Origin of the sequence: Alicyclobacillus suci (assembly GCF_017329615.1) — a bacterium.
GTDB lineage: Bacteria > Bacillota > Bacilli > Alicyclobacillales > Alicyclobacillaceae > Alicyclobacillus > Alicyclobacillus suci.
On the sequence record NZ_JAFMTW010000016.1, the window covers coordinates 26,518 to 45,451 of the forward strand.

The 18,934-nt window shown below is 53.6% G+C and carries 19 protein-coding genes and 1 pseudogene; 9 read left to right on the forward strand and 11 right to left on the reverse strand.

All coding sequences use genetic code 11. The features are described 5' to 3' along the window. Nucleotides 1-63: 63 nt before the first annotated feature. The 7 genes and pseudogenes from J3482_RS21810 to J3482_RS10030 all read right to left on the reverse strand — a co-directional run bounded on the left by J3482_RS21810 (nt 64) and on the right by J3482_RS10030 (nt 5,149). Nucleotides 64-198, reverse strand: coding sequence for a hypothetical protein (locus J3482_RS21810; protein ID WP_188332298.1), 135 nt, complete (start codon nt 196-198; stop codon nt 64-66). After that, nucleotides 197-343: pseudogene (locus J3482_RS10005) on the reverse strand (aldehyde dehydrogenase family protein); the annotation flags it as partial. The pseudogene J3482_RS10005 and the gene J3482_RS21810, both read right to left, overlap by 2 nt. After that, nucleotides 336-1,463, reverse strand: coding sequence for a zinc-dependent alcohol dehydrogenase family protein (locus J3482_RS10010; protein WP_206922354.1), 1,128 nt, complete (start codon nt 1,461-1,463; stop codon nt 336-338). The pseudogene J3482_RS10005 and the gene J3482_RS10010, both read right to left, overlap by 8 nt. A 129-nt stretch (nt 1,464-1,592) precedes the next feature. Next, the gene (locus J3482_RS10015) at nt 1,593-2,273 is read right to left on the reverse strand and encodes a LutC/YkgG family protein (protein ID WP_206922355.1); all 681 of its coding nucleotides are present in this window, start codon (nt 2,271-2,273) and stop codon (nt 1,593-1,595) included. Next, on the reverse strand, nt 2,266-3,699 hold the full coding sequence (locus tag J3482_RS10020; RefSeq protein ID WP_206922356.1) for a LutB/LldF family L-lactate oxidation iron-sulfur protein: 1,434 nt from the start codon (nt 3,697-3,699) through the stop codon (nt 2,266-2,268). The genes J3482_RS10015 and J3482_RS10020 overlap by 8 nt, the downstream gene beginning before the upstream one ends. After that, nucleotides 3,696-4,442 (reverse strand): (Fe-S)-binding protein, encoded by a 747-nt coding sequence (locus J3482_RS10025; protein ID WP_146823783.1) that lies wholly within the window; start codon nt 4,440-4,442, stop codon nt 3,696-3,698. The genes J3482_RS10020 and J3482_RS10025 overlap by 4 nt, the downstream gene beginning before the upstream one ends. Further along, nucleotides 4,439-5,149: a FadR/GntR family transcriptional regulator gene (locus tag J3482_RS10030; RefSeq protein ID WP_188332299.1), complete on the reverse strand. Its 711-nt coding sequence runs from the start codon at nt 5,147-5,149 to the stop codon at nt 4,439-4,441. The genes J3482_RS10025 and J3482_RS10030 overlap by 4 nt, the downstream gene beginning before the upstream one ends. Nucleotides 5,150-5,402: 253 nt before the next feature. On the opposite strand from J3482_RS10030, the gene J3482_RS10035 reads away from it, so the two are divergent. Further along, on the forward strand, nt 5,403-6,323 hold the full coding sequence (locus J3482_RS10035) for an aldo/keto reductase (protein WP_146823785.1): 921 nt from the start codon (nt 5,403-5,405) through the stop codon (nt 6,321-6,323). Between the two features lie 72 nt (nt 6,324-6,395). Here J3482_RS10035 and J3482_RS10040 read toward each other — a convergent pair whose 3' ends face one another. The 3 genes from J3482_RS10040 to J3482_RS10050 form a co-directional block, all read right to left on the reverse strand. Continuing rightward, a complete protein-coding gene (locus tag J3482_RS10040; protein WP_146823786.1) occupies nt 6,396-7,067 on the reverse strand; it encodes a YcnI family copper-binding membrane protein in 672 nt (223 codons plus the stop codon). Between the two features lie 41 nt (nt 7,068-7,108). Then, a complete protein-coding gene (locus J3482_RS10045) occupies nt 7,109-8,770 on the reverse strand; it encodes a copper resistance CopC/CopD family protein (RefSeq protein ID WP_206922357.1) in 1,662 nt (553 codons plus the stop codon). Between the two features lie 237 nt (nt 8,771-9,007). Next, the gene (locus J3482_RS10050) at nt 9,008-9,541 is read right to left on the reverse strand and encodes a hypothetical protein (RefSeq protein ID WP_146823788.1); all 534 of its coding nucleotides are present in this window, start codon (nt 9,539-9,541) and stop codon (nt 9,008-9,010) included. A 222-nt stretch (nt 9,542-9,763) separates the two neighbouring features. On the opposite strand from J3482_RS10050, the gene J3482_RS10055 reads away from it, so the two are divergent. Next, nucleotides 9,764-11,950, forward strand: coding sequence for a heavy metal translocating P-type ATPase (locus tag J3482_RS10055; protein ID WP_206922358.1), 2,187 nt, complete (start codon nt 9,764-9,766; stop codon nt 11,948-11,950). A gap of 8 nt (nt 11,951-11,958) precedes the next feature. Here J3482_RS10055 and J3482_RS10060 read toward each other — a convergent pair whose 3' ends face one another. Beyond that, nucleotides 11,959-12,618: a response regulator gene (locus J3482_RS10060; RefSeq protein ID WP_146823790.1), complete on the reverse strand. Its 660-nt coding sequence runs from the start codon at nt 12,616-12,618 to the stop codon at nt 11,959-11,961. Nucleotides 12,619-12,764: 146 nt separating this feature from the next. Here J3482_RS10060 and J3482_RS10065 point away from each other — a divergent pair, with 146 nt between their 5' ends. From J3482_RS10065 to panC, 7 genes are all read left to right on the forward strand, one after another. After that, nucleotides 12,765-13,736: a sensor histidine kinase gene (locus J3482_RS10065; RefSeq protein ID WP_206922359.1), complete on the forward strand. Its 972-nt coding sequence runs from the start codon at nt 12,765-12,767 to the stop codon at nt 13,734-13,736. 70 nt (nt 13,737-13,806) lie between these two features. Further along, a complete protein-coding gene (locus J3482_RS10070; protein WP_236018117.1) occupies nt 13,807-14,625 on the forward strand; it encodes a methyl-accepting chemotaxis protein in 819 nt (272 codons plus the stop codon). A gap of 440 nt (nt 14,626-15,065) precedes the next feature. Then, nucleotides 15,066-15,539: a chemotaxis protein CheX gene (locus J3482_RS10075; protein ID WP_236018107.1), complete on the forward strand. Its 474-nt coding sequence runs from the start codon at nt 15,066-15,068 to the stop codon at nt 15,537-15,539. Between the two features lie 34 nt (nt 15,540-15,573). Then, on the forward strand, nt 15,574-15,930 hold the full coding sequence (locus J3482_RS10080; RefSeq protein WP_206918012.1) for a response regulator: 357 nt from the start codon (nt 15,574-15,576) through the stop codon (nt 15,928-15,930). Between the two features lie 118 nt (nt 15,931-16,048). Then, nucleotides 16,049-16,909 carry a Rossmann-like and DUF2520 domain-containing protein gene (locus J3482_RS10085; protein ID WP_188332300.1) on the forward strand — a complete coding sequence of 287 codons (861 nt, stop codon included), beginning with the start codon at nt 16,049-16,051 and terminating at the stop codon, nt 16,907-16,909. 38 nt (nt 16,910-16,947) lie between these two features. Further along, entirely contained in the window at nt 16,948-17,814 is an 867-nt protein-coding gene (gene panB / locus J3482_RS10090) for a 3-methyl-2-oxobutanoate hydroxymethyltransferase (RefSeq protein ID WP_146823793.1), read from the forward strand. Beyond that, nucleotides 17,801-18,670 (forward strand): pantoate--beta-alanine ligase, encoded by an 870-nt coding sequence (gene panC / locus J3482_RS10095; protein WP_146823794.1) that lies wholly within the window; start codon nt 17,801-17,803, stop codon nt 18,668-18,670. The genes panB and panC overlap by 14 nt, the downstream gene beginning before the upstream one ends. Nucleotides 18,671-18,934: the final 264 nt, after the last annotated feature.

Here is an 18,934-nt window from a genome sequence, read left to right on the forward strand (position 1 = left end):
TCACGGCCATCGGGTTGTCGGGGGCGCCGGGGAGTGTGATGTCACCCCGGTAATGATGTCTTATTAAATGATTAGGCACACGCGTGTCGTGAGGCCAATAAGACAACGATTTGTTGACACGCATGTTTCACCCATACCACGCATCTTGCACAGGGCCGTATTTTGAACGGCTACATCGAGATTGGCATCATTAAACACAATCAGCGGCGAAAGCAGGACCTAGTTTCCGTGTAATCATTGCAGCCGGGAAATTCCAAGGAGTAATGGCTGCCGTAATTCCTGCTGGACGTCTTAAAACCATAATGCGTTTGCCTGCAGAGCTGGATGGAATCACATCACCATATCGTCACGACGATTCTTGAAGCTTCACCGCGTGCCAATCGATCGAACCCTTCATTGATTTGTTCCAAACTAATTTTGTCTGTTAACAGACGTTCAACGGGTAAGCGTCCCTGTTTATACAGTTCGATAAAACGAGGAATGTCTCTGGCTGGAACGCAACTGCCAACATATGAACCTTTGATGGTTCGTTCTTCTGCTGTTAATGAAACTTGAGGAAAAGAAAATTGATGGCTCGGGTGTGGAAGGCCTGTCGTGACAGTGGTCCCGCCTCGACGTGTAATACCATACGCCACTTGCATCGCGGGTACTGCACCCGCCGTTTCAAACGCATAATCTACGCCACCATTCGTGGCCGAGCGAACGAGTGAAATCACATCTGAGTCTCTGGAGTCAAAAGTATCTGTCGCACCTAATTCCTTAGCGAACTGTAGTTTCCCGGGATGAATGTCTACAGCGATAATTCGGCTGGCGCCAGCCCCAATTGCTCCTAACAATGCACTGAGACCTACGCCCCCCAAACCGACAACCGCCACGGTGCTTCCGTACTGTATGCGTGCCGTATTGACGACAGCTCCAACCCCCGTCATCACTGCGCACCCAAAAATCGCAACCTTATCGAATGGAACCTCTGGATCGACCTTAACTAAAGAATTTCTCGCAATGACGGCGTACTCTGCAAACCCTGAAACACCCAGATGGTGGTGAATCACCTCATCATTGAGGTGCAACCGCCTTTCACCACTGAGTAGCGTACCTTCGTTGTTTACCGCTGCTCCGGGTTCACATAAGGCCGGGCGTCCTTCTTGGCATGGGAGACAATGACCGCAACTTGGGACAAAGGAGCACACAACATGATCTCCCGGCTTGAGATCGGTTACACCTTCACCCACTTCTACCACCTCGCCTGCCGCTTCATGGCCAAGTGCCATGGGCATTGGGCGGGGGCGGTTGCCATTTATGACCGAGAGATCTGAGTGGCAGAGTCCCGCAGCTTTAATCTTTACCAATACTTCACCATACTGTGGAGGATCTAATTCCAGTGTTTCTATTTTTAAAGGTTTACTTTCTGAGTAAGGGTTCGGAAGTTCCATTTCATGTAATACGGCAGCTCGAATCTTCATTTCCTCAGCTCCTGTTATTCTTCCATAAATTTAAGCAATTGTATGTTCAGAGTAAGCCAAGTGAACACAGTATGCTGACATTGAAGCAACAACTCGAGAGATACGAACGTCGTCCCGGGCGCCCCCACGCTACTCCAGCAGTAGCACAATCACGCGGGCTGGTCCGTGAACGCCGATGCTTTGGTCATTTTCAATGTCCGAAGACCGGCTGGGGCCACTCACGAAGTGCACTGACGCGGGCAACTCGTGATGGCCGTCACTCGAGCGTAAGCCGGATTTGACTTCGTCGAAGACTTCGCCGAGGCGCAGGCGAATTTGGTGTGCGCGCATGAGGACAATGTGGATGAGCGGCATGATGTGGACGCTTCGCCCTTGTTCTGGTCCACTGGTCATGACGATGCTCCCGGTATCGGCGATAGCATAGGCGCAACCGGTCACACTCGCCTGGACGTTCGCGAACGCGTGCGGCGTCATGCCAGGCGCCCAGCGCAGGGCATGGTACGAGGTCAAAACATCCTCGACGTTTACCGGCCACGCCGCATGTGGTCCCCAAGCGCCAATCTGTTGCGGTGCCAAGTCGTCGAGCAATTCGGCGAGGCGAGTGGATAGTGCGGATTCTGTGCTGAACTGTTCAAATTCCCCGCCAAGGGCTTCGAATTGTTCGCGGAACAGTGCAACGCGTTCGGCTTCAGATTTTTGTCGATGGATCCAAAACTCAGGCGCCCCGACGATTTGACGAGGATTGGGCGATTGTGTCGTGGTGCGTCCGAGGCGGCTGGCAATGTTGGTGAGAAATGTCGTCTTATTCATCGGCATCGCCTCCGTTTTCAAGATGCGGCCAGAGGTCGCGAAATGATCGCTTGGCGAGTGCAGGAAAATCCCGACTTGCTGTCCAACCGCCCAAGGGGCCGATGCGCGCACGAATCTTGCCGTTGTGCACTAGTGGGCCTTGGAAACTGCGCGCCATTCGAACGGCAAGCCGATAGCGTCCAGGTTTGGCAAACATTTGCCGATATCCCTTCATCGCCAGTTGTTCCAAGGGCTTGCCGTGACCCTTTTGCACTTGCCGCTGGCGTTCGTGGACGAGCATATCGTGCAGCGGTATGCGGACAGGGCAGGCTTCGTAGCAGGCTCCGCAGAGACTGGACGCGTAGGGGAGGTCGCTGTACTGTTCGCCACCGTTGAGCAGTGGCGAGAGGACGGCGCCAATGGGCCCTGGGTAGACCGCGCCATACGCGTGACCGCCGATTTGCCGATATACCGGGCAGACGTTTAGACAAGCTCCGCAGCGAATGCAGTGGAGCACGGCTTGGAACTGGGCGTCTCCGAGTTGGCGGGAGCGGCCGTTGTCGAGAATGATGACGTGGAGGTCTGTGGGGCCGTCGTGATCGAGTGAGCGCCTTGGGCCGGTAATCATGGACATGTAGGTGATGACGTTTTGACCAGTTGCGCTTTTTGGCAGGAGATGTGCCATCACTTCGAGGTCTGATAGTGTTGGAAGGATGCGTTCCATCCCCATGACAACGATGTGCGTCTTCGGGATGTTCATCACCATGTCGGCGTTGCCTTCGTTGGTGAACAGCACCATCGACCCCGTCTCAGCGATGCCAAAATTGCAACCGGTGATGCCGATGTCGGCTGCGAGAAACGCTTCCCGCAGTCTGTGGCGGGCAAACGCAGTGAGATCTCTGGTCTCTGTCGACAGGTTCTTTGCGCCGTCTGCTTCGAACAAGGCGCGGATTTGTTCGCGATTTTTGTGGATGGCCGGGATGATGATGTGGGATGGTGCCTCATGCGCCAATTGAATGATGTATTCGCCGAGGTCTGTCTCGATGACGCGCACACCGTCTGCTTCGAGGTGCTGGTTGATGTGGATTTCCTCCGACACCATCGATTTTGACTTGACGATTTGTTTGGCGCCCTTCTCGCGAACCACTTCCCTGACAGCGGTTACAGCTTCGGCAGCATCATGTGCGAAGTGAACGTGGGCGCCCTGTTTTTCCAGGTTGTCGGCAAATTGACCGAGGTAAAAATCGAGATTGGCGATGGTGTGCGCGCGGATGGCTTCGCCGCGCTCGCGCCAAGCCTCCCAATGGCCGAATGACGCAGTGACTGTTTGCTTTTTGTTGCGCAGCCTGTCGGTGGTAAAGCGCACAGCCTTGCGCAAAAATTCGTCTTGCATCGCCATTTCGGCGCGCTTTAGGACGGTGGTCGAGTGTTCGCTTGCGTTTGTCATACAAGGACCTCCTTGCTGTTTCGCATGCCTTCGTACAACAGTTCCGCCAAGTGCATCACGCGTGTCGACTGCCCTGTGCGGCTCAGGCGTCCGCCGATGTTCATCAGGCAGCCCATGTCGGTGCCGACGAGCACCTCTGCGCCTGTCTCCGTGACGTGCTGGGCCTTTTCGTCCACCATCGCGCCAGAGATATCGCCCATCTTGACCGCAAACGTGCCGCCGAATCCACAACAGTCACGCGCGTAGGGCAATTCGATGAGTTGCAGGCCGCGCACGTGCTGCAGTAGCCGCAGGGGTTCGTCTTTGACGCCGAGTAAGCGTGAACCGTGACAGGACGGATGATACGTCACCGCGTGAGGGAAGCGTGCGCCGACGTCGTCGACGTTTAGCACATTGACCATAAATTGCGAGAACTCGTAGGTTTTATTCGCCACGTCAATGGCCATTTCACGCCACTTTGGGCTATCGGCGAACAATTCGGGGTAGTAGTGCCGAATCATGCCGACGCAAGATCCGGACGGGCTGACGACGACATCGGCCTCGTGCAAGGCCTGGATGAGCGTTGCGGCGACGTCTCGCGATACGTCACAGTAGCCGCTGTTGAAAGACGGTTGGCCGCAGCAGGTCTGCTCCGGGGAGAAGTGCACATCGCAGCCATGTGCCTGCAGAATGCGCGTCATGGCCACACCGACGTTTGGAAAGATATTGTCGACCAGACAGGTGATAAACAGGCTTACTTTCACAGTCCATCCCCTCCTTGCAATTGTTTGCTCACATGGTGCAAATGTTGTTGCATAGCGCTCACGGCACGCGTTTGGTCCTGGTCTTTGATGGCCTCGTAAATTGCATAGTGCTGTTCGACGAGTCGTTTATCTTCACCAGGAATGCGATAGAGTTGCAAGCGACTGGCCAGTAGGGCAGATTGAATTCGTTCGGCAATGCTGTCCATGAGCGTCTGCATGTAGAGATTCTGCGAGGCCTTCGCGATGGCGTAGTGAAATCGCCAATCCGCCTCTTCCCCCAATTCCGCATTGCCTAAATCCCGCTCCATCTGATTGAGAATTTGGCGAATTTCCTCCAGGTGCCGTTCTGTGCGGCGCAGAGCAGCATATTGAGAAGCGCCGGTCTCAATCCAAATCCGTAGTTCTAAGAGGGCATGTACGTCGCGTTGGGCACTCACCTCCAGTTGTTGAATGCTGTCTGCAATTTCACTGGCGTCAAGCGGCGTGACAAACGTGCCATCCCCCTGCCGCACTTCGACCAGACGCAGCGCACGTAGGGCACTGACAGCCTCTCGTACCGCCGCCTGGCCGACACCGAGTGTTTCTGACAGCGATTTCACGGACGGCAAGCGACTACCGGGTGGAAATGTCCCATCGATGATGGCTTGTTTGATTCGCTCAATTACCAACTCGTAGGCCTTCGCCTGTTGGACAGGGAGGAGCGACATTGCGAAACCTCCTTGACGGCTGTGTTGAGGTGATGACACCTTAGCACTTAAACAGTTAGTCATTTAGTCATCTGACGTCTAAAGGATAACATATCCATTTGTCTGTGCAAGAGGAGAATTGTAACGTGTATCGCGTGATTTAGAAGAGAGTAGTGATAAAGGATTGGATACTGTCTCTTCGCAGAAGGATGAACAGGCGCAATTGTCGAACGATTTAGGGGAGTACAAAGGTCGTTAAAAGGAGAGATTCGCTTTGCGTACGATTCAATTAGGGTCGAGCACACTGCAGGTTCCAGTTGTCGCAGTTGGGTGTATGCGGATTAATACGCTTGAGAAGGCTGAAGCCGAGCGTTTTGTGCAGACGGCGCTGGAGGCCGGGGCAAATTTTTTTGATCACGCCGACATCTACGGCACCGGTACCTGCGAAGAAATATTTGCCGATGCTATCCACATGAATGACGATATTCGCGAGAAAATTATCCTCCAGTCCAAATGCGGTATTCGTCCAGGCGTGATGTTCGACTTTTCGAAGGAGCATATCCTGGAAGCGGTCGATGGCAGTCTCCGGCGTTTGAAAACGGATTACCTCGACGTCTTGCTGCTGCATCGGCCGGATGCTCTTGTGGAACCGGAAGAAGTTGCAGAAGCGTTCGACATTCTGGAACGCGCCGGCAAGGTGCGTCACTTCGGCGTGTCCAATCAGAAACCGATGCAGATTGAGTTGCTCAAAAGGTGGGTCAAGCAGCCGATTGTCGCCAATCAACTGCAATTGAGCATCACGAATGCGACGATGATCTCCAACGGCATTAACGTCAATATGGAGAACGACGCGGCGATTGATAGGGATGGTAGCATACTCGATTATTGCCGGTTGCACGATATCACAGTCCAGCCTTGGTCGCCGTTCCAATACGGATTTTTCGAAGGCGTCTTCTTGGATAATGATAAATTTCCAGAGTTGAACCAGAAGATTAACGAAATCGCAGACAAATATGAGGTGACGAATACGACCATCGCCATTGCGTGGCTTCTGCGACATCCGGCACGGATGCAACCAATCACGGGTACGACCAACGTCAATCGCCTAAAAGATTGCTGCAAGGCCAGTGATATTTATCTGACGCGCGAAGAGTGGTACGAAATTTATCGAGCGGCAGGGAATGTACTACCGTAATCTAGCATGCGAAGGGGTGTCCCGCAGTGCCGAAGCACTTTTGGGACATCCCCTGTTCACATCCATAAACGCTTACTTCTTGCTGCCGCCGCGCAGTGACATGATGATGGCGAAGATGGATATTAAGATAGCCACAACGGAGACCGTCAGCACCCAAGTGTCAGCGGTGGTCCAGCCTAGTCCGTACGTTGCAGCGGACGCAGCGGGTGTTGAACTTTGTGCACTCGCGTCGGACGAGGTGGAAGCTTCACTATTGGATGTCGTTTGTGTGGCATCGCTGCTGTTTACTATCTGGGTGATGGAGTGTGGCGTCTCGGAATTGGGCGCACCCGTCCATTCCACGATGGTTCCGTCCTGATAGTACTGATAGGCATCCCAATCAATTTCTGTCGGTTGCTTGGGATTCGTGGCGATAAACGGGAATTCCATGAATTGCCCTGGTTGAATACCGGCGCTGCTGGTGGCCTGCCAGGTGACAATTTCGGTTTGGCCCGATTTTTGCGTCTTCACGCTCCAACCTGCTACAGGTTCGTACTGCTGGAATTGGACGTCGCTAGGGAGTTTCAACACCACTTTTGTCGTCGCGTCCGTCTTTTCACAAGGTACGCGCATCGTGTATTCCTGCCAGGCACCGACGGTGGATTGGGCAGGGGAGACGATAACATGTGCGAAAGCAGTGGCTGTTACAGCAAAGGTTGCAAGTCCGCTACTCAGGGTCAGTAATCCACGAACGATTCGATTCATCACTAGTCCTCCAGTTCATTTCCATGTGTTTTGCTTCAATTTCATTGACCGACCGTGATGGGGAAGGTCGTCTTGATATCGGTGAACGTGTTGGTCAACACGTCGACCGTAACGGTCCAGCGCCCACCGCCGGAGAGACTCAACCCTTTGCCGGCATATACGCCAGGCTGTGTCTGTGAGAGACGTAGCGTTTCGGCACCTTGCGGGATAGATGCGGAGCCAAATGCCAGGGTCACCTGTTGCGCGTTGGTGAGTGGCTTGCCTTCATTGTCGACGATGGACACGGTAAATTGGTTTTCACCAACATGGTTTGGCGTCACCGAAAACGATATTTTGTCTCCTGAGACGACTTGGGTCTTGTGTATAGGACCTGGATTATTTTGTCCTGTCGGCAAATTCGTCAACAGCGAGGTCGCGACAAAGATCGCGACACTTGCGATGAATTCCATGACCATGAAAGTGCGTAGGGATGACGTGACACGAGCCCTCCGCAGCCTGTGAATCAACGCGAATAGCAGCATCAGAAAGAAGAGTGCCAGTTTGACCAACAGCGTTTGTCCGTAGCCCGTATGAAATAGGGCATACCAGGTTGGAATGTGAATCAGCGCGCCATAGAAGCCACTGAGCCCCAATAGGGCAATGCTGATGATTGCAACCAGCGAAAAACGCCCGATAGCGTGGAGGATGTCCTTCTGTTCGACGCTTGCCTTATCGCGCAGCCAACTGTGTACGAGCAGTATCGATCCGACGATACCCCCCACCCACACCGACGCCGCGTAGATGTGCACAACGACGGCGATGACGGGTAAGGTCGGATTGTCTTCCGCCACAGCGTGACCAATCAGCCCCATGGTGATTGGTAGCAAGAAGATGGGGGATAACGACCACCACCAACGATGACGCACGTGTGGGTTTAAAAGTATAGCGATAACGGCTGGCACGATGAGCAGCAATAGCATCTGGATAATCCACAAGTAGCCGAATAGCGTAAAATTCAACGTCCGCAGCATGTAAGTCGGCGAGAACGACGTCAACCCGTGGACACTCCAACTAATGGCCGTTTGCAAAGGCAAACTGAGTGCCATACCCACAGTGAGAATCGCCCAGCCAAATCCGAGTACCCATTTTTGTGACGCGGACAATCGACGTGTTTCTTCTTTCGAAGTTGGCCACAAAAACCGCAGGAACACGGAGAGACCAATGATTATGGAGATGCCGAGATACTGCGCCGTTCTATCGAGAATCATCGCAGCACCTGGGATATAGCCAGTTTCAGTCGCGCCTTTTTGCAGCGAACTGACGTCGATTCCGATACCGAACGGGATAGTCCCTTGGACCATGTGTCCGTCCGCTGAGATGACTTGCCAGTGAATGGTATACAGTCCCTTTGATAAATTTGCGGGTACATGGACTTCTATCTCTCGATGGTTCTTCGGATCTAGCTTGGCATCTTGCAGATCTACACGGTGATTGTCGACATCGGTCACCGTTAGTCCACCCGGGACCAGTTGGACGTTTTCGTCGAACTGTACTTCGACGACCGATGGCGCTTTGCTTAGCGACTGACTGACAGCCGGACTCGACTGTACGACGTATGCGTGTGCGCTGGCGACCATCGGCATAAAAAAGAATGCTGCAAAGCATCCACAGATGGCGAGAACGACGACGTTTAGTTTTTGTCTCAATTGGTTTATGTAAATCACCTACTTATCCTTGTGTAGTAACTTTTCAGATGGTCAGGAAATCGACATCTAAATCGTAAACTGTTTCAATCCAACAGGACTAGCCCGAAAGAGCTATTTTTGTGACAAGAGTTCAGCAACTGTGCAATCTAGGGCAAGTTCTATCAGTTTGTTCTGTATCTTTTGCGCGATCTTTCGCACTTATATGTAATTAATTAGATTGTTTGTGTGGATGAGGAAAACGAATTTCGAGCAGAATCATCGCATCAAGTGCGGTATGCCGAGCAGAAGGCTGGCGACGATGACGGTGGCGGTGGCGACGATGACAATGCCTCGGAGAATTTGTTTTGAAGACGGCGGTGTGACCGGATGAGCATTTACACGGATGTGAATGAGTTGATGGATGAGAAAGACGATTGCCACGAAGAGTAGAAGAAAGCAACCGCTGGTGAAAATGGGGGTGTCGGACATCAGCATTGAGCCCATCATTCCGCCCATGATTCCAGCGACTAGGCCTTCTATTGCGGCCTCGAACATCATCGGTAGCCCGACCACGACACCAGCGCCCATGCCGATGGCCATCGAGCTGAGTAAGGCGATCAAGCTGGTTGCGTGCATCAGGCCGTTGATGACTGATCCGGTTGTGATTCCCGACATGGTTCCGATACTCATACTCATGACTTTTTGCAGGTTGTGTGGCAACTCGTTTCGGAATAAAAGTGCTAAACTGCACATTCTCGCGGTGAGAATGACAGTGACGAATAGCGCTACTATGGTCAGTAACAGATTCATGACTGCTCGGCTCCCTTGGTCACATCGACCGCTAATTGGCAGGTACTTGTACTACCTTGGATATATACGTGGGCGTCAATCGCCATTATGTTGGCCCGATGGGGCTATTTTTGATAGGAAGTGCTGTGCGTGTCATAGGGCATAATTTGCCGCCCATACAATAGTGTTGAATGGTGGACAATCCACAGAATTGCCGGGGATGTCCCATTGGGAGGTCGCGACATGAGCCCTCAGAAAGAAACGCTCTCGATTACAGGCATGCATTGCGCGGCATGTGCCGCCCGGATTGAAAAAGTGGTGCGAAGGCAAGCAGGGGTTATCGACGCGCACGTAAACCTTGCCACGGAACGCGCAACTGTGACGTTCGCACCTGAGGATATCGGATTGAGTGACATTATCGCTCGAATTGAAAAGTTGGGTTACGGCGCGACGACGAGTCAATCGAATGACGCATCGATGGCCGCTGAACGCTTTGCGTCCCTTCAGATGTTTTTATTCTCGCTCTTGTTATCTATACCATTTTTTCTATCAATGTTGCGGATGTTTGGGATTCCTGCCGCACCACCGGTCTTCTTTCAGCCGGTGGTGCAGTGGGCCCTGGCGACGCAAATTCAGTTCATTGCAGGTTGGACCTTTTATGTAGGCGCCTACAAAGCACTTCGCGCAGGCACGGCCAATATGGATGTTCTTGTCGTGCTGGGCACGTCCACGGCTTACGTTTACAGCGTGTGGATGATTTTACAAGGCGGAAAGGAGACCTATTTCGAAACGAGTGCTATTATTATCACCTTGGTGTTGCTCGGGAAACTGCTCGAGGCGAAAGCCAAGACCAAAACCATGGATACGATTCGGCAGCTCGCACAATTGCGGGTGCAGTGGGCGCATCGAATTACAGATGGCACCGAAGCGGACGTACCAGTGGATACCATCGCGATGGGCGATGTACTGATTGTGCGTCCTGGCGAACAGGTGCCTGTAGACGGACGTGTGATGAGTGGCGAATCGACAGTCGACGAGTCGATGTTGACGGGGGAGATGACGCCACATCATAAAGTTGCTGGGGATGTGGTGTATGGCGGCACGCTGAATCAACATGGCGCGTTGACCATCACGACGACGCGCATTGGCGCCGATTCTGCGCTCGGCCAGATTATTCGGCTCGTCGAGGAAGCGCAGGGATCAAAAGCGCCTGTACAACGCCTGGCGGACGCAATTTGCAGTGTCTTTGTGCCGATTGTCCTGGTACTTGCTGTTGCGACGTTTGCGATTTGGTACTTCTTCCTTGGCGCTTCGTTGGAGACGGCCTTGCTGAATATGGCGACGGTATTGCTTACGGCGTGTCCTTGCCCGCTCGGACTCGCAACGCCTGCGGCGCTCATGGTTGGCATTGGCCGTGCAGCGGAGAAAGGCGTGTTTTTTAAAGGTGGGGTGCAACTAGAGCAACTCCACAAGACCCGGGTCGTTTTAATGGACAAAACGGGTACGCTCACACACGGTCAACCGAGTGTGACAGATATCTACTTGGGGAAGCACCCTTTGGTGAGATCGCACAAAGATTTGATATTTTTCATTGGCAGTGCGGAGTCTTTGTCGGAGCATCCGCTGGCGCGGGTGATGGTGGATTACGCGCAGCGCGAAGTTCGAATAGTTCGGCCGACCGATTTTTCCTCGGTGAGCGGCCAAGGTGTTAGGGCAGTAGTCAACGGCCACGTGGTTCTTGTGGGCAATCGCCAGCTGCTGGCGGCGCATGGTGTAGAGATTCGCGGCACGCAGTCATGTGTTGGCGACTGGGAGACGTCGGGGAAGAGCGTTGTCTGGGTAGCTGTGGATGGTTGGATGGCTGGTATCGTGGCGGTGGCTGACACAATTAAACCTTCTGCGCGGGAGGCCGTATCCGACCTTCAAGGGCTGGGAATGCAAGTGATCATGATGACCGGCGATAGTGTGGATACAGCTCGTGCAGTTGCGCGTAATCTCGGCGTGGATGATGTATTAGCTGGGCTTCAGCCAGACGACAAACTGCGCGCAATTCAGTTTTATCAAAAGCAAGGCCACGTTGTGACGATGGTAGGCGATGGCATTAACGACGCCCCGGCGTTGGTGGCCGCGGATGTCGGAATCGCCGTTGGAACAGGCACTGACGTCGCTTTGGAGGCCGCAGACGTGGCGTTGATTGGTGCAGATTTAAAAGGCGTTGTCCACGCGGTGCGGATATCGAGGGCGACGATGCGCGTCATTCGCCAAAGTTTCGTTTGGGCGCTCGCCTATAACGGGTTGACGATACCGTTCGCTGCGCTGGGGCTGTTGAGCCCATTCATGGCGGGTACGACGATGGCATTTAGCTCCGTGACTGTCGTACTCAACGCACTGCGGTTGAAACGCATGGATTTTGCGAAAATCCGTTTCTGAACGATTCTTCACGATTCCTTGTTCAGCCGTTTATCCCGTACGTAGGTCGCCAATTGGACTCGATTTTGAATGTGCAGTTTTGCCATGATGTTTTTTAAATGGTTTTTCACGGTATTTTCCGCGATGAACAGGGCGTTCGCAATTTCTCGGTTGGTCGCTCCTCTGCTGACCAATTCCAGAATTTCGCGCTCGCGGTTGGTCAATTTTTCGATGTTGTCCGCTTGGCATCCTTTTATCGTCGGATTTGTTCTAAATTCCGACAACAGCCGCTCAGCCATCTCCCGGGGCAACGGCGTCTCTCCATCGAGGACGCCATGTAAGTATGTAATCCAATCAGATGGCCGCAGACTTTTGATGAGATACCCCTGGGCGCCGTTGCGAATGGCCTCAAAAAGGTCAGCTGCGTCATCGGAGACACTGAGTATGACGATGCGCACATTCGGAAGCATCTGCTTAATTTGTCGCGTCGCTTCGAATCCATTCATCCCAGGCATGTTAATATCCATCAACACCAAATCCGGCACGTGCTGTCGTGCGAATACAATGGCCTCTTCGCCGTTTTTGGCATCCGCTACGACTTGAAACAGCGGTTCTGAATTCAGGAGGAGGCGAATGGCCGAGCGGGATCGCGCGTTGTCATCCGCAATTAAAATTTTGTACGGGCCCATGTCTTCACCGCCATAATTCGCTCATCATCATTTGTCCGACGTTGCGTTATGCTTATCATAACGTAACATCGGCGTAGGTCTATCCATGACCTATGTGTGAAGGGTGATTTACAAGGTTTTATTTTGATGGAAGACGGAGGGTGTCCATGATTCCGCGTTACATAAAATGGGCGTTATTTTTCGTCCCGGCGCTCGTAATCGGCGGGTTTGAGACGGTTCGTCACACGCTCTTAACGAACATCTTGCCAATGGAGATGGGGAATTGGGTGACGGCGGTGATTGATGCGGTGGTGATTGCCATTGTGTCGAGAACGCTGTTTCAACGGTTTGCCCGAACGGAGCAGGCACTGAGTCAGGAGCGAGAGTCCCGCGCGGTGATGGAGGAGCGGGAGCGGCTTGCCCGGACGCTGCACGACCATATTGCGCAGTCGCTGTTCTACGCCGGGGTACAGATTCAAGCGGTGAAATCGCGGACGTCTGCCTCTGCCGATCCGACATTACAAAGCGAGCTGGACGATATTTCACAGTCTCTGCGTGAAATGGACGAAAACGTGCGGCAAGCGATTTTCAACTTGAAGCAGAAATCGGTTGTGGGGGGTGCCTTTGAAGATAGAGTCCGATCTTATCTTGACCAGACTCTATCCCCGACGAGAATTCGCTGGACGATGGAGGCGTCTTCACCACTTCCCGCCCTGCTTACGACGGAACAGGTTCAGTTGTTTGGCATTCTCCAGGAGGCGATTACGAACGTGATGAAACATGCGCGCGCGTCTCACGTGCGCGTTCGTTTGGAGGCGGACGAGCGCGATGCTACGCGCTGGCAGTTTACGATAGAAGACGATGGGGTTGGGTTTGATTGGCAGAATGTGAGTCAACAGGCGCCTGGTGCCAGACGATATGGGATGGAGATGATGGCGACGCGTGCCCGCGATATGGGCGCTGAATTCCTGGTTCAGTCGAGCGTAGAGGGGACTGTGATTACAATTCAGTCGCCATCGTTCGCAAAATCCAGGGCCCCATTCGACGACATAATGTGTCTAGCGATATCGCGACATAGCGAGAATTTTCCGAATGTGTCATCGTCAAAGCATAACAAACGTGATATAAATGGACAGTAGGTCCTATCTCTCATTTTTGAACTTTATTTCTATGATAGCGTAATAATTGGTAGTGGAGTGGTTCCTCTTGATGACTTTAGACACGGTAATATCGGTGGCTTCTTATTTCCACGGCGTGATTCCGTACGCGCACATGGTGGTGACGGATAGGGAAAAGTATCTACACGCCTTAGCGGGAGACGACTTCTTCCTGCACTCGTTCGACGCGGGTCAGCCAATTCGCGAGGGGAGCATCGCCCGCGAAGTGATTGCGACGGGGGCTGTGGTATCCAGGGTGGGAGACCCTGCGCTTACAGGTGGTATCCCGTATCAAGGAACGGGGGTCCCACTCGTAGAAGATGGCGAGACGGTGGGGGCACTTTGTGTCTTCTTCCCAACGAAGACGAAGGAAATCCTGCAATCTACGTCGGACAAAATGGTCGCGATGGTACAACAGCTCGGAGCGACCAGTGAAGTTATCCAGCACAACTCCGTAGCATTGTCGGAATTGACACGGCAACTTTCCGAGGAGAGTAAGGAGATAGAGGGGTCGAGCGACGATATCCGGGCCATGGCCGCGATGATTTCCGACGTATCCGCAGAGACGAAGATTCTCGGCCTGAACGCTGGGATTGAATCTGCGCGCGCTGGTGAGGCGGGGCGCGGATTCCAGGTCATTGCGATGGAGATTCGCAAACTCTCTCAGCGCACGGCCGAGTCCAATCAAACTGTGGTTGAGGCCACGCAGCGCGTGGTTCACGCCATCCGGTCCATCGACGAGAAAATCCAAAACATTTATGCGGAAATTCAGCAGCAAGCCGACGGCGTCACGGGACTCACGCAGTCTATCGATGAACTCACCCGGGTAGCCGATAGTTTAGCGGAGCTCGCCCAGAACATCCGTGCGTGACGGCTACACTCAGGTTGGACATCACATAGGCGGCACTTAGGCTGCAGGATAATCCGTTGGCGGGGCCGCTGACCTGCTGTTACTTGTGCCGATATCGCCCCGCCGGCGTGTCTCAGCGGGAATGCCGGGTCTCCGCCGACGCGTTTCGACATACCTGCTCGGCCTCGGTGTCTTAATCAGACATCCGGTTGTTTCCCCTGCCCCGTTGATCCCCCTGCTGGTCTTGCCTCACGCCGCCGCTCCGCCATCTCCGCATTCCCATGACGACATTTGACGGTGAGTCGAAATCTGCATACAAGCTAGGCCATATTTTTCGGAGGTACTCTATAACGGTTGTTTGAGGGGCTACATGCTGCGCATATTTCGTGAACAGCGGTCGGGGTTCGACAACCGATAGTTAAATATAGAGAGAAAAAACAGTGCTAGAGAGGGATGGATAAATGGGGATGGAGATGTTGTCTCCGATGACAGAACTGATTGACGGGATTGGGAATGCGTTAGGCACGGTGTTGCCTTTGCCCGTGTCCCTGGGTACGCCGGATGTTGTCGACGGTGCAGTTTATCAGCCGGAAATGGGCGTGTTAGTCGGTGTGACAGGAGACTTTCGCGGGCGTATCATTATTCAAGCCAGTCAATCTGTGTTTTCTAGCTTTGGGATGAATATGTACGGGATGGCCCTGGAAGGGGATATGCTGGAGTCGTTCGTCGGGGAAATCGGGAATATGATTGCTGGGTCGACCTGTACAGCGATTTCGCAAAAAGGCTTAACGCTCGATATTACACCGCCAACGGTGCTGGTTGGTCATACAAAGCTTAGTGGATTCGCACGCGCGCTGCAAATTCCTGTGGGCATTGATGGCGTTGGTGAATTACAAGTGCTTTTGGTGTTAGAAGAACATCTCAGTCAACAATGAGCATCGAGGAGGAAATGATTTCGTGGCACGAATTATGGTCGTAGACGACGCTGCTTTTATGCGGATGATGCTAAAAAACGTTCTAATAGATGGCGGACATGAAGTGGTGGCTGAGGCGGCGAACGGCATGGAAGCCGTGCAACAGTACGAGGCTCACCGTCCGGATGTGGTGACAATGGATATTACGATGCCGGAAATGGATGGCATTCAGGCGGTGCGGGCCATTGTTAGCATCGATGCCGGTGCTAAAGTCATCATGTGCAGCGCCATGGGGCAGCAACAAATGGTGATTGAAGCGATTCAGGCCGGCGCCAAAGGGTTTATCGTGAAGCCATTTGATAAGGATAAAGTTCTGGCAGAGGTCGGAAAATTAGTGCCGAATCCCGTTTGAGTTGATTGTTTTGATAAAATAGAATGGCAGTCGAGTATGGGCGAGGTCGTTGACCGAGCCCATATTCACTGTGAGCATGGTGCGAAAGGAGGTTCGCATCGAGTTTAGGAGGCTTGCGATGGCAGGGTTTGTATTTGTGGGGCCAGGTCGCGTGGGAACAGGACTCGCATTGGCGCTGTCAGCGGCTGGTTACGAGGTCGGTGGCGCCGTGTCGCGCTCGAACCAATCGGTTACCCGCTCGTCCAATCGCTTCACGGAGTTGACCCATCTGCCAGCTTTGCGATGGATGGATGCCCGTTCATTGATTGAAGAGGCGGATGTGGTGTTTCTGACGGTTCCAGACCAGGCTGTGACTCCAGTAGCACAGACCTTGGTCGCCGATGGCTGGTTGCATCGCGGGCAAATTGTCGCACACACGTCTGGTGCGCACTCGAGTGCGCTGCTGCAATGCGTCGAATCGGTTGGTGCGCAAAAGTTGTCGCTGCACCCGTTGCAGACCATTGCTAATCCGGCGAAGGCGCCTTTGTTGTTCAAAGGCGCAACATTCACGGCGGAGGGTGACGAAGAAGCAGTCACCAGGGCCTTTGAATGGGTACGTGCGCTTGGGGGAATTCCCGTTCGCTTGCGGGCGGAAGAGAAAGCCAAGTATCACGCGGCGGCTGTGCTTGCGTCGAACGCCGTCTTGGCGCTCATGGGTGTTGTAGACGAATTGGCCGGTTTGCCGAACGGCTGGGCTGCGTTTTTGCCGCTGGTCGAAGGAGCGCTGGAAAACTTACGGGCATTGGGGCCTAAAGAGGCATTGACGGGCCCAATTGAGCGGGGCGACATTGCGACCGTACAGAAACATCTTGACGTATTGAGGGACAACCCCACCGCACTTCTTGTCTATGTCGCCTTAGGGCGTGCAACCGTTTCGCTGGCTGCTCAAAAAGGTAGCTTGTCGGATGCACAGCGGGATGCATTAGAACGGTTGCTTTGAATCGATGGCGTTACCATCATCTCGGGGGGTATGTAACCGTGACAAAAAAGGTCACCGTACGGACATTGTTGAATATGAAAAAATCCGGCGAGCACATCGCCATGATGACAGCTTACGATTTTCCGACAGCCAAGCTACTCTCCGATGCAGGGCTGCATGTCCTGTTGGTCGGGGATTCACTCGGCATGGTTGTGCAGGGGCACGAGACGACGATTCCTGTCACTGTAGATCACATGATTTATCATACCAGCATGGTGTCGCGCGGCGCTGATGGTCCGTTGATTGTGACGGATTTGCCGTTTATGTCGTATCACGCGTCGCCAGAGGTCGCGTTACACAACGCTGGCCGCATTCTTCAGGAAGGCGGTGCGCACGCCGTGAAGCTCGAGGGCGGGCGGGAGATGGCGCCGACAGTGGCGCGGCTCGTCGAGGCGGGGGTGCCCGTCATGGCGCACATTGGCCTCACACCGCAGTCGGTGCACGCCCTAGGTGGCTTCGCGTTGCAGGGGAAGACAGTGGCGTCTGCAAAGCGCATTCTCGACGACGCACGCGCACTGGAGGCCGCGGGTGCTTTTGCGGTGGTGCTGGAAGCGGTGCCAGCGCAATTGGCCGCACTCGTGACGCAGCGGTTGCGGATTCCGACGATTGGCATTGGCGCTGGGCCAGACTGTGATGGACAGGTGCTCGTGTTCCACGACTTTATCGGATACACATCTGGGTATATTCCCAAGCACAACAAACAGTTTGCTGATGTGGCGAACACGATTTCAGAGGCTGCCCGCGCGTATGTCGATGAAGTCGGCGGCGGCAGTTTCCCTGGTGAAGCTCAGACAATCCGACTCAGCGATGAAACGTGGGAGACGATATTGGCAGAATTGAAGGGTGAGTCAGATGCAACAAATTGAGACTATCGCGCAATTGCGACAGGTGGTGAAGGCGGCGAGATTGCAAGGGAAAACCATCGGTCTCGTGCCGACCATGGGTTATTTGCACGAAGGGCATCTATCCCTAGTACAGGCCGCTGCAGAGCGCGCAGATTTCGTCGTCGTCAGCATTTTTGTCAACCCGCTACAGTTTGGTCCGTCGGAAGATCTTGCCAATTACCCGCGGGATCTTCATCACGATCTCGCCCTGCTCACCACACAAGGCGCCGCTGACGTCGCTTTCACGCCGAGCGTCGAGGAGATGTATCCGCAGCCAATGGCTACGCGTGTCGAGTTGCCAGAGTTGTCTGGTTTTCTGTGCGGTAAAACACGTCCTACGCACTTTCAGGGTGTCGCGACGGTCGTCAGCAAGTTATTCCATATCGTCCTTCCGGATGTCGCCTTTTTCGGGCAGAAGGACGGGCAGCAGTTGGCAATTATCCGGCGGATGGTCAAAGACCTCAATTTTCCGATTGAGATTGTCGGCGTGCCGACGGTGCGCGAGGCGGACGGCCTGGCCAAAAGTTCGCGTAATGTCTATCTGACACCGGATGAACGTGCGCATGCGACGGTCTTGTATCGCACGCTGTGTTGGGCGCGGGATCAGATTGCAACGCAGAGTGTAACTGGCAGTGAGCTCGCGGCGGGCATGCGGCAGAGGATTTCGGCGGATGGCGTGGCACGTTTGGACTACGCAGAGGTTGTGAGTATGGACACTTTGGCGCCGATTGACCAGATTGAAGGATCTGTTATGCTCGCGGTCGCGGCATACTTCGGCAAGGCTCGGTTGATTGACAATATGCAGTTTGTTGTCGAGCAAGGACGGATTGTCGGTTAAGATCCCCTTATCGCTTGCTGTAGATGTTTGACTTACGGAGGCCTTGGCGGATGACCGATTTCGCCAAGGCCTCTTCTTGTAGGTGGATTGCCGCTTGGTTTTGTCGTGGCGGCTTTGTCTATTGACCCACACGCACTCGTGCCTCGTCACAAAACGTTCTTGAAATCTGTACACAAAAACACTCGTAAATATCTATGTTTTCTGTTAATTTAGGTGGTACCAATCGTATAAAAAATTGAAGATGACTTGTTATTTTCGAACGGG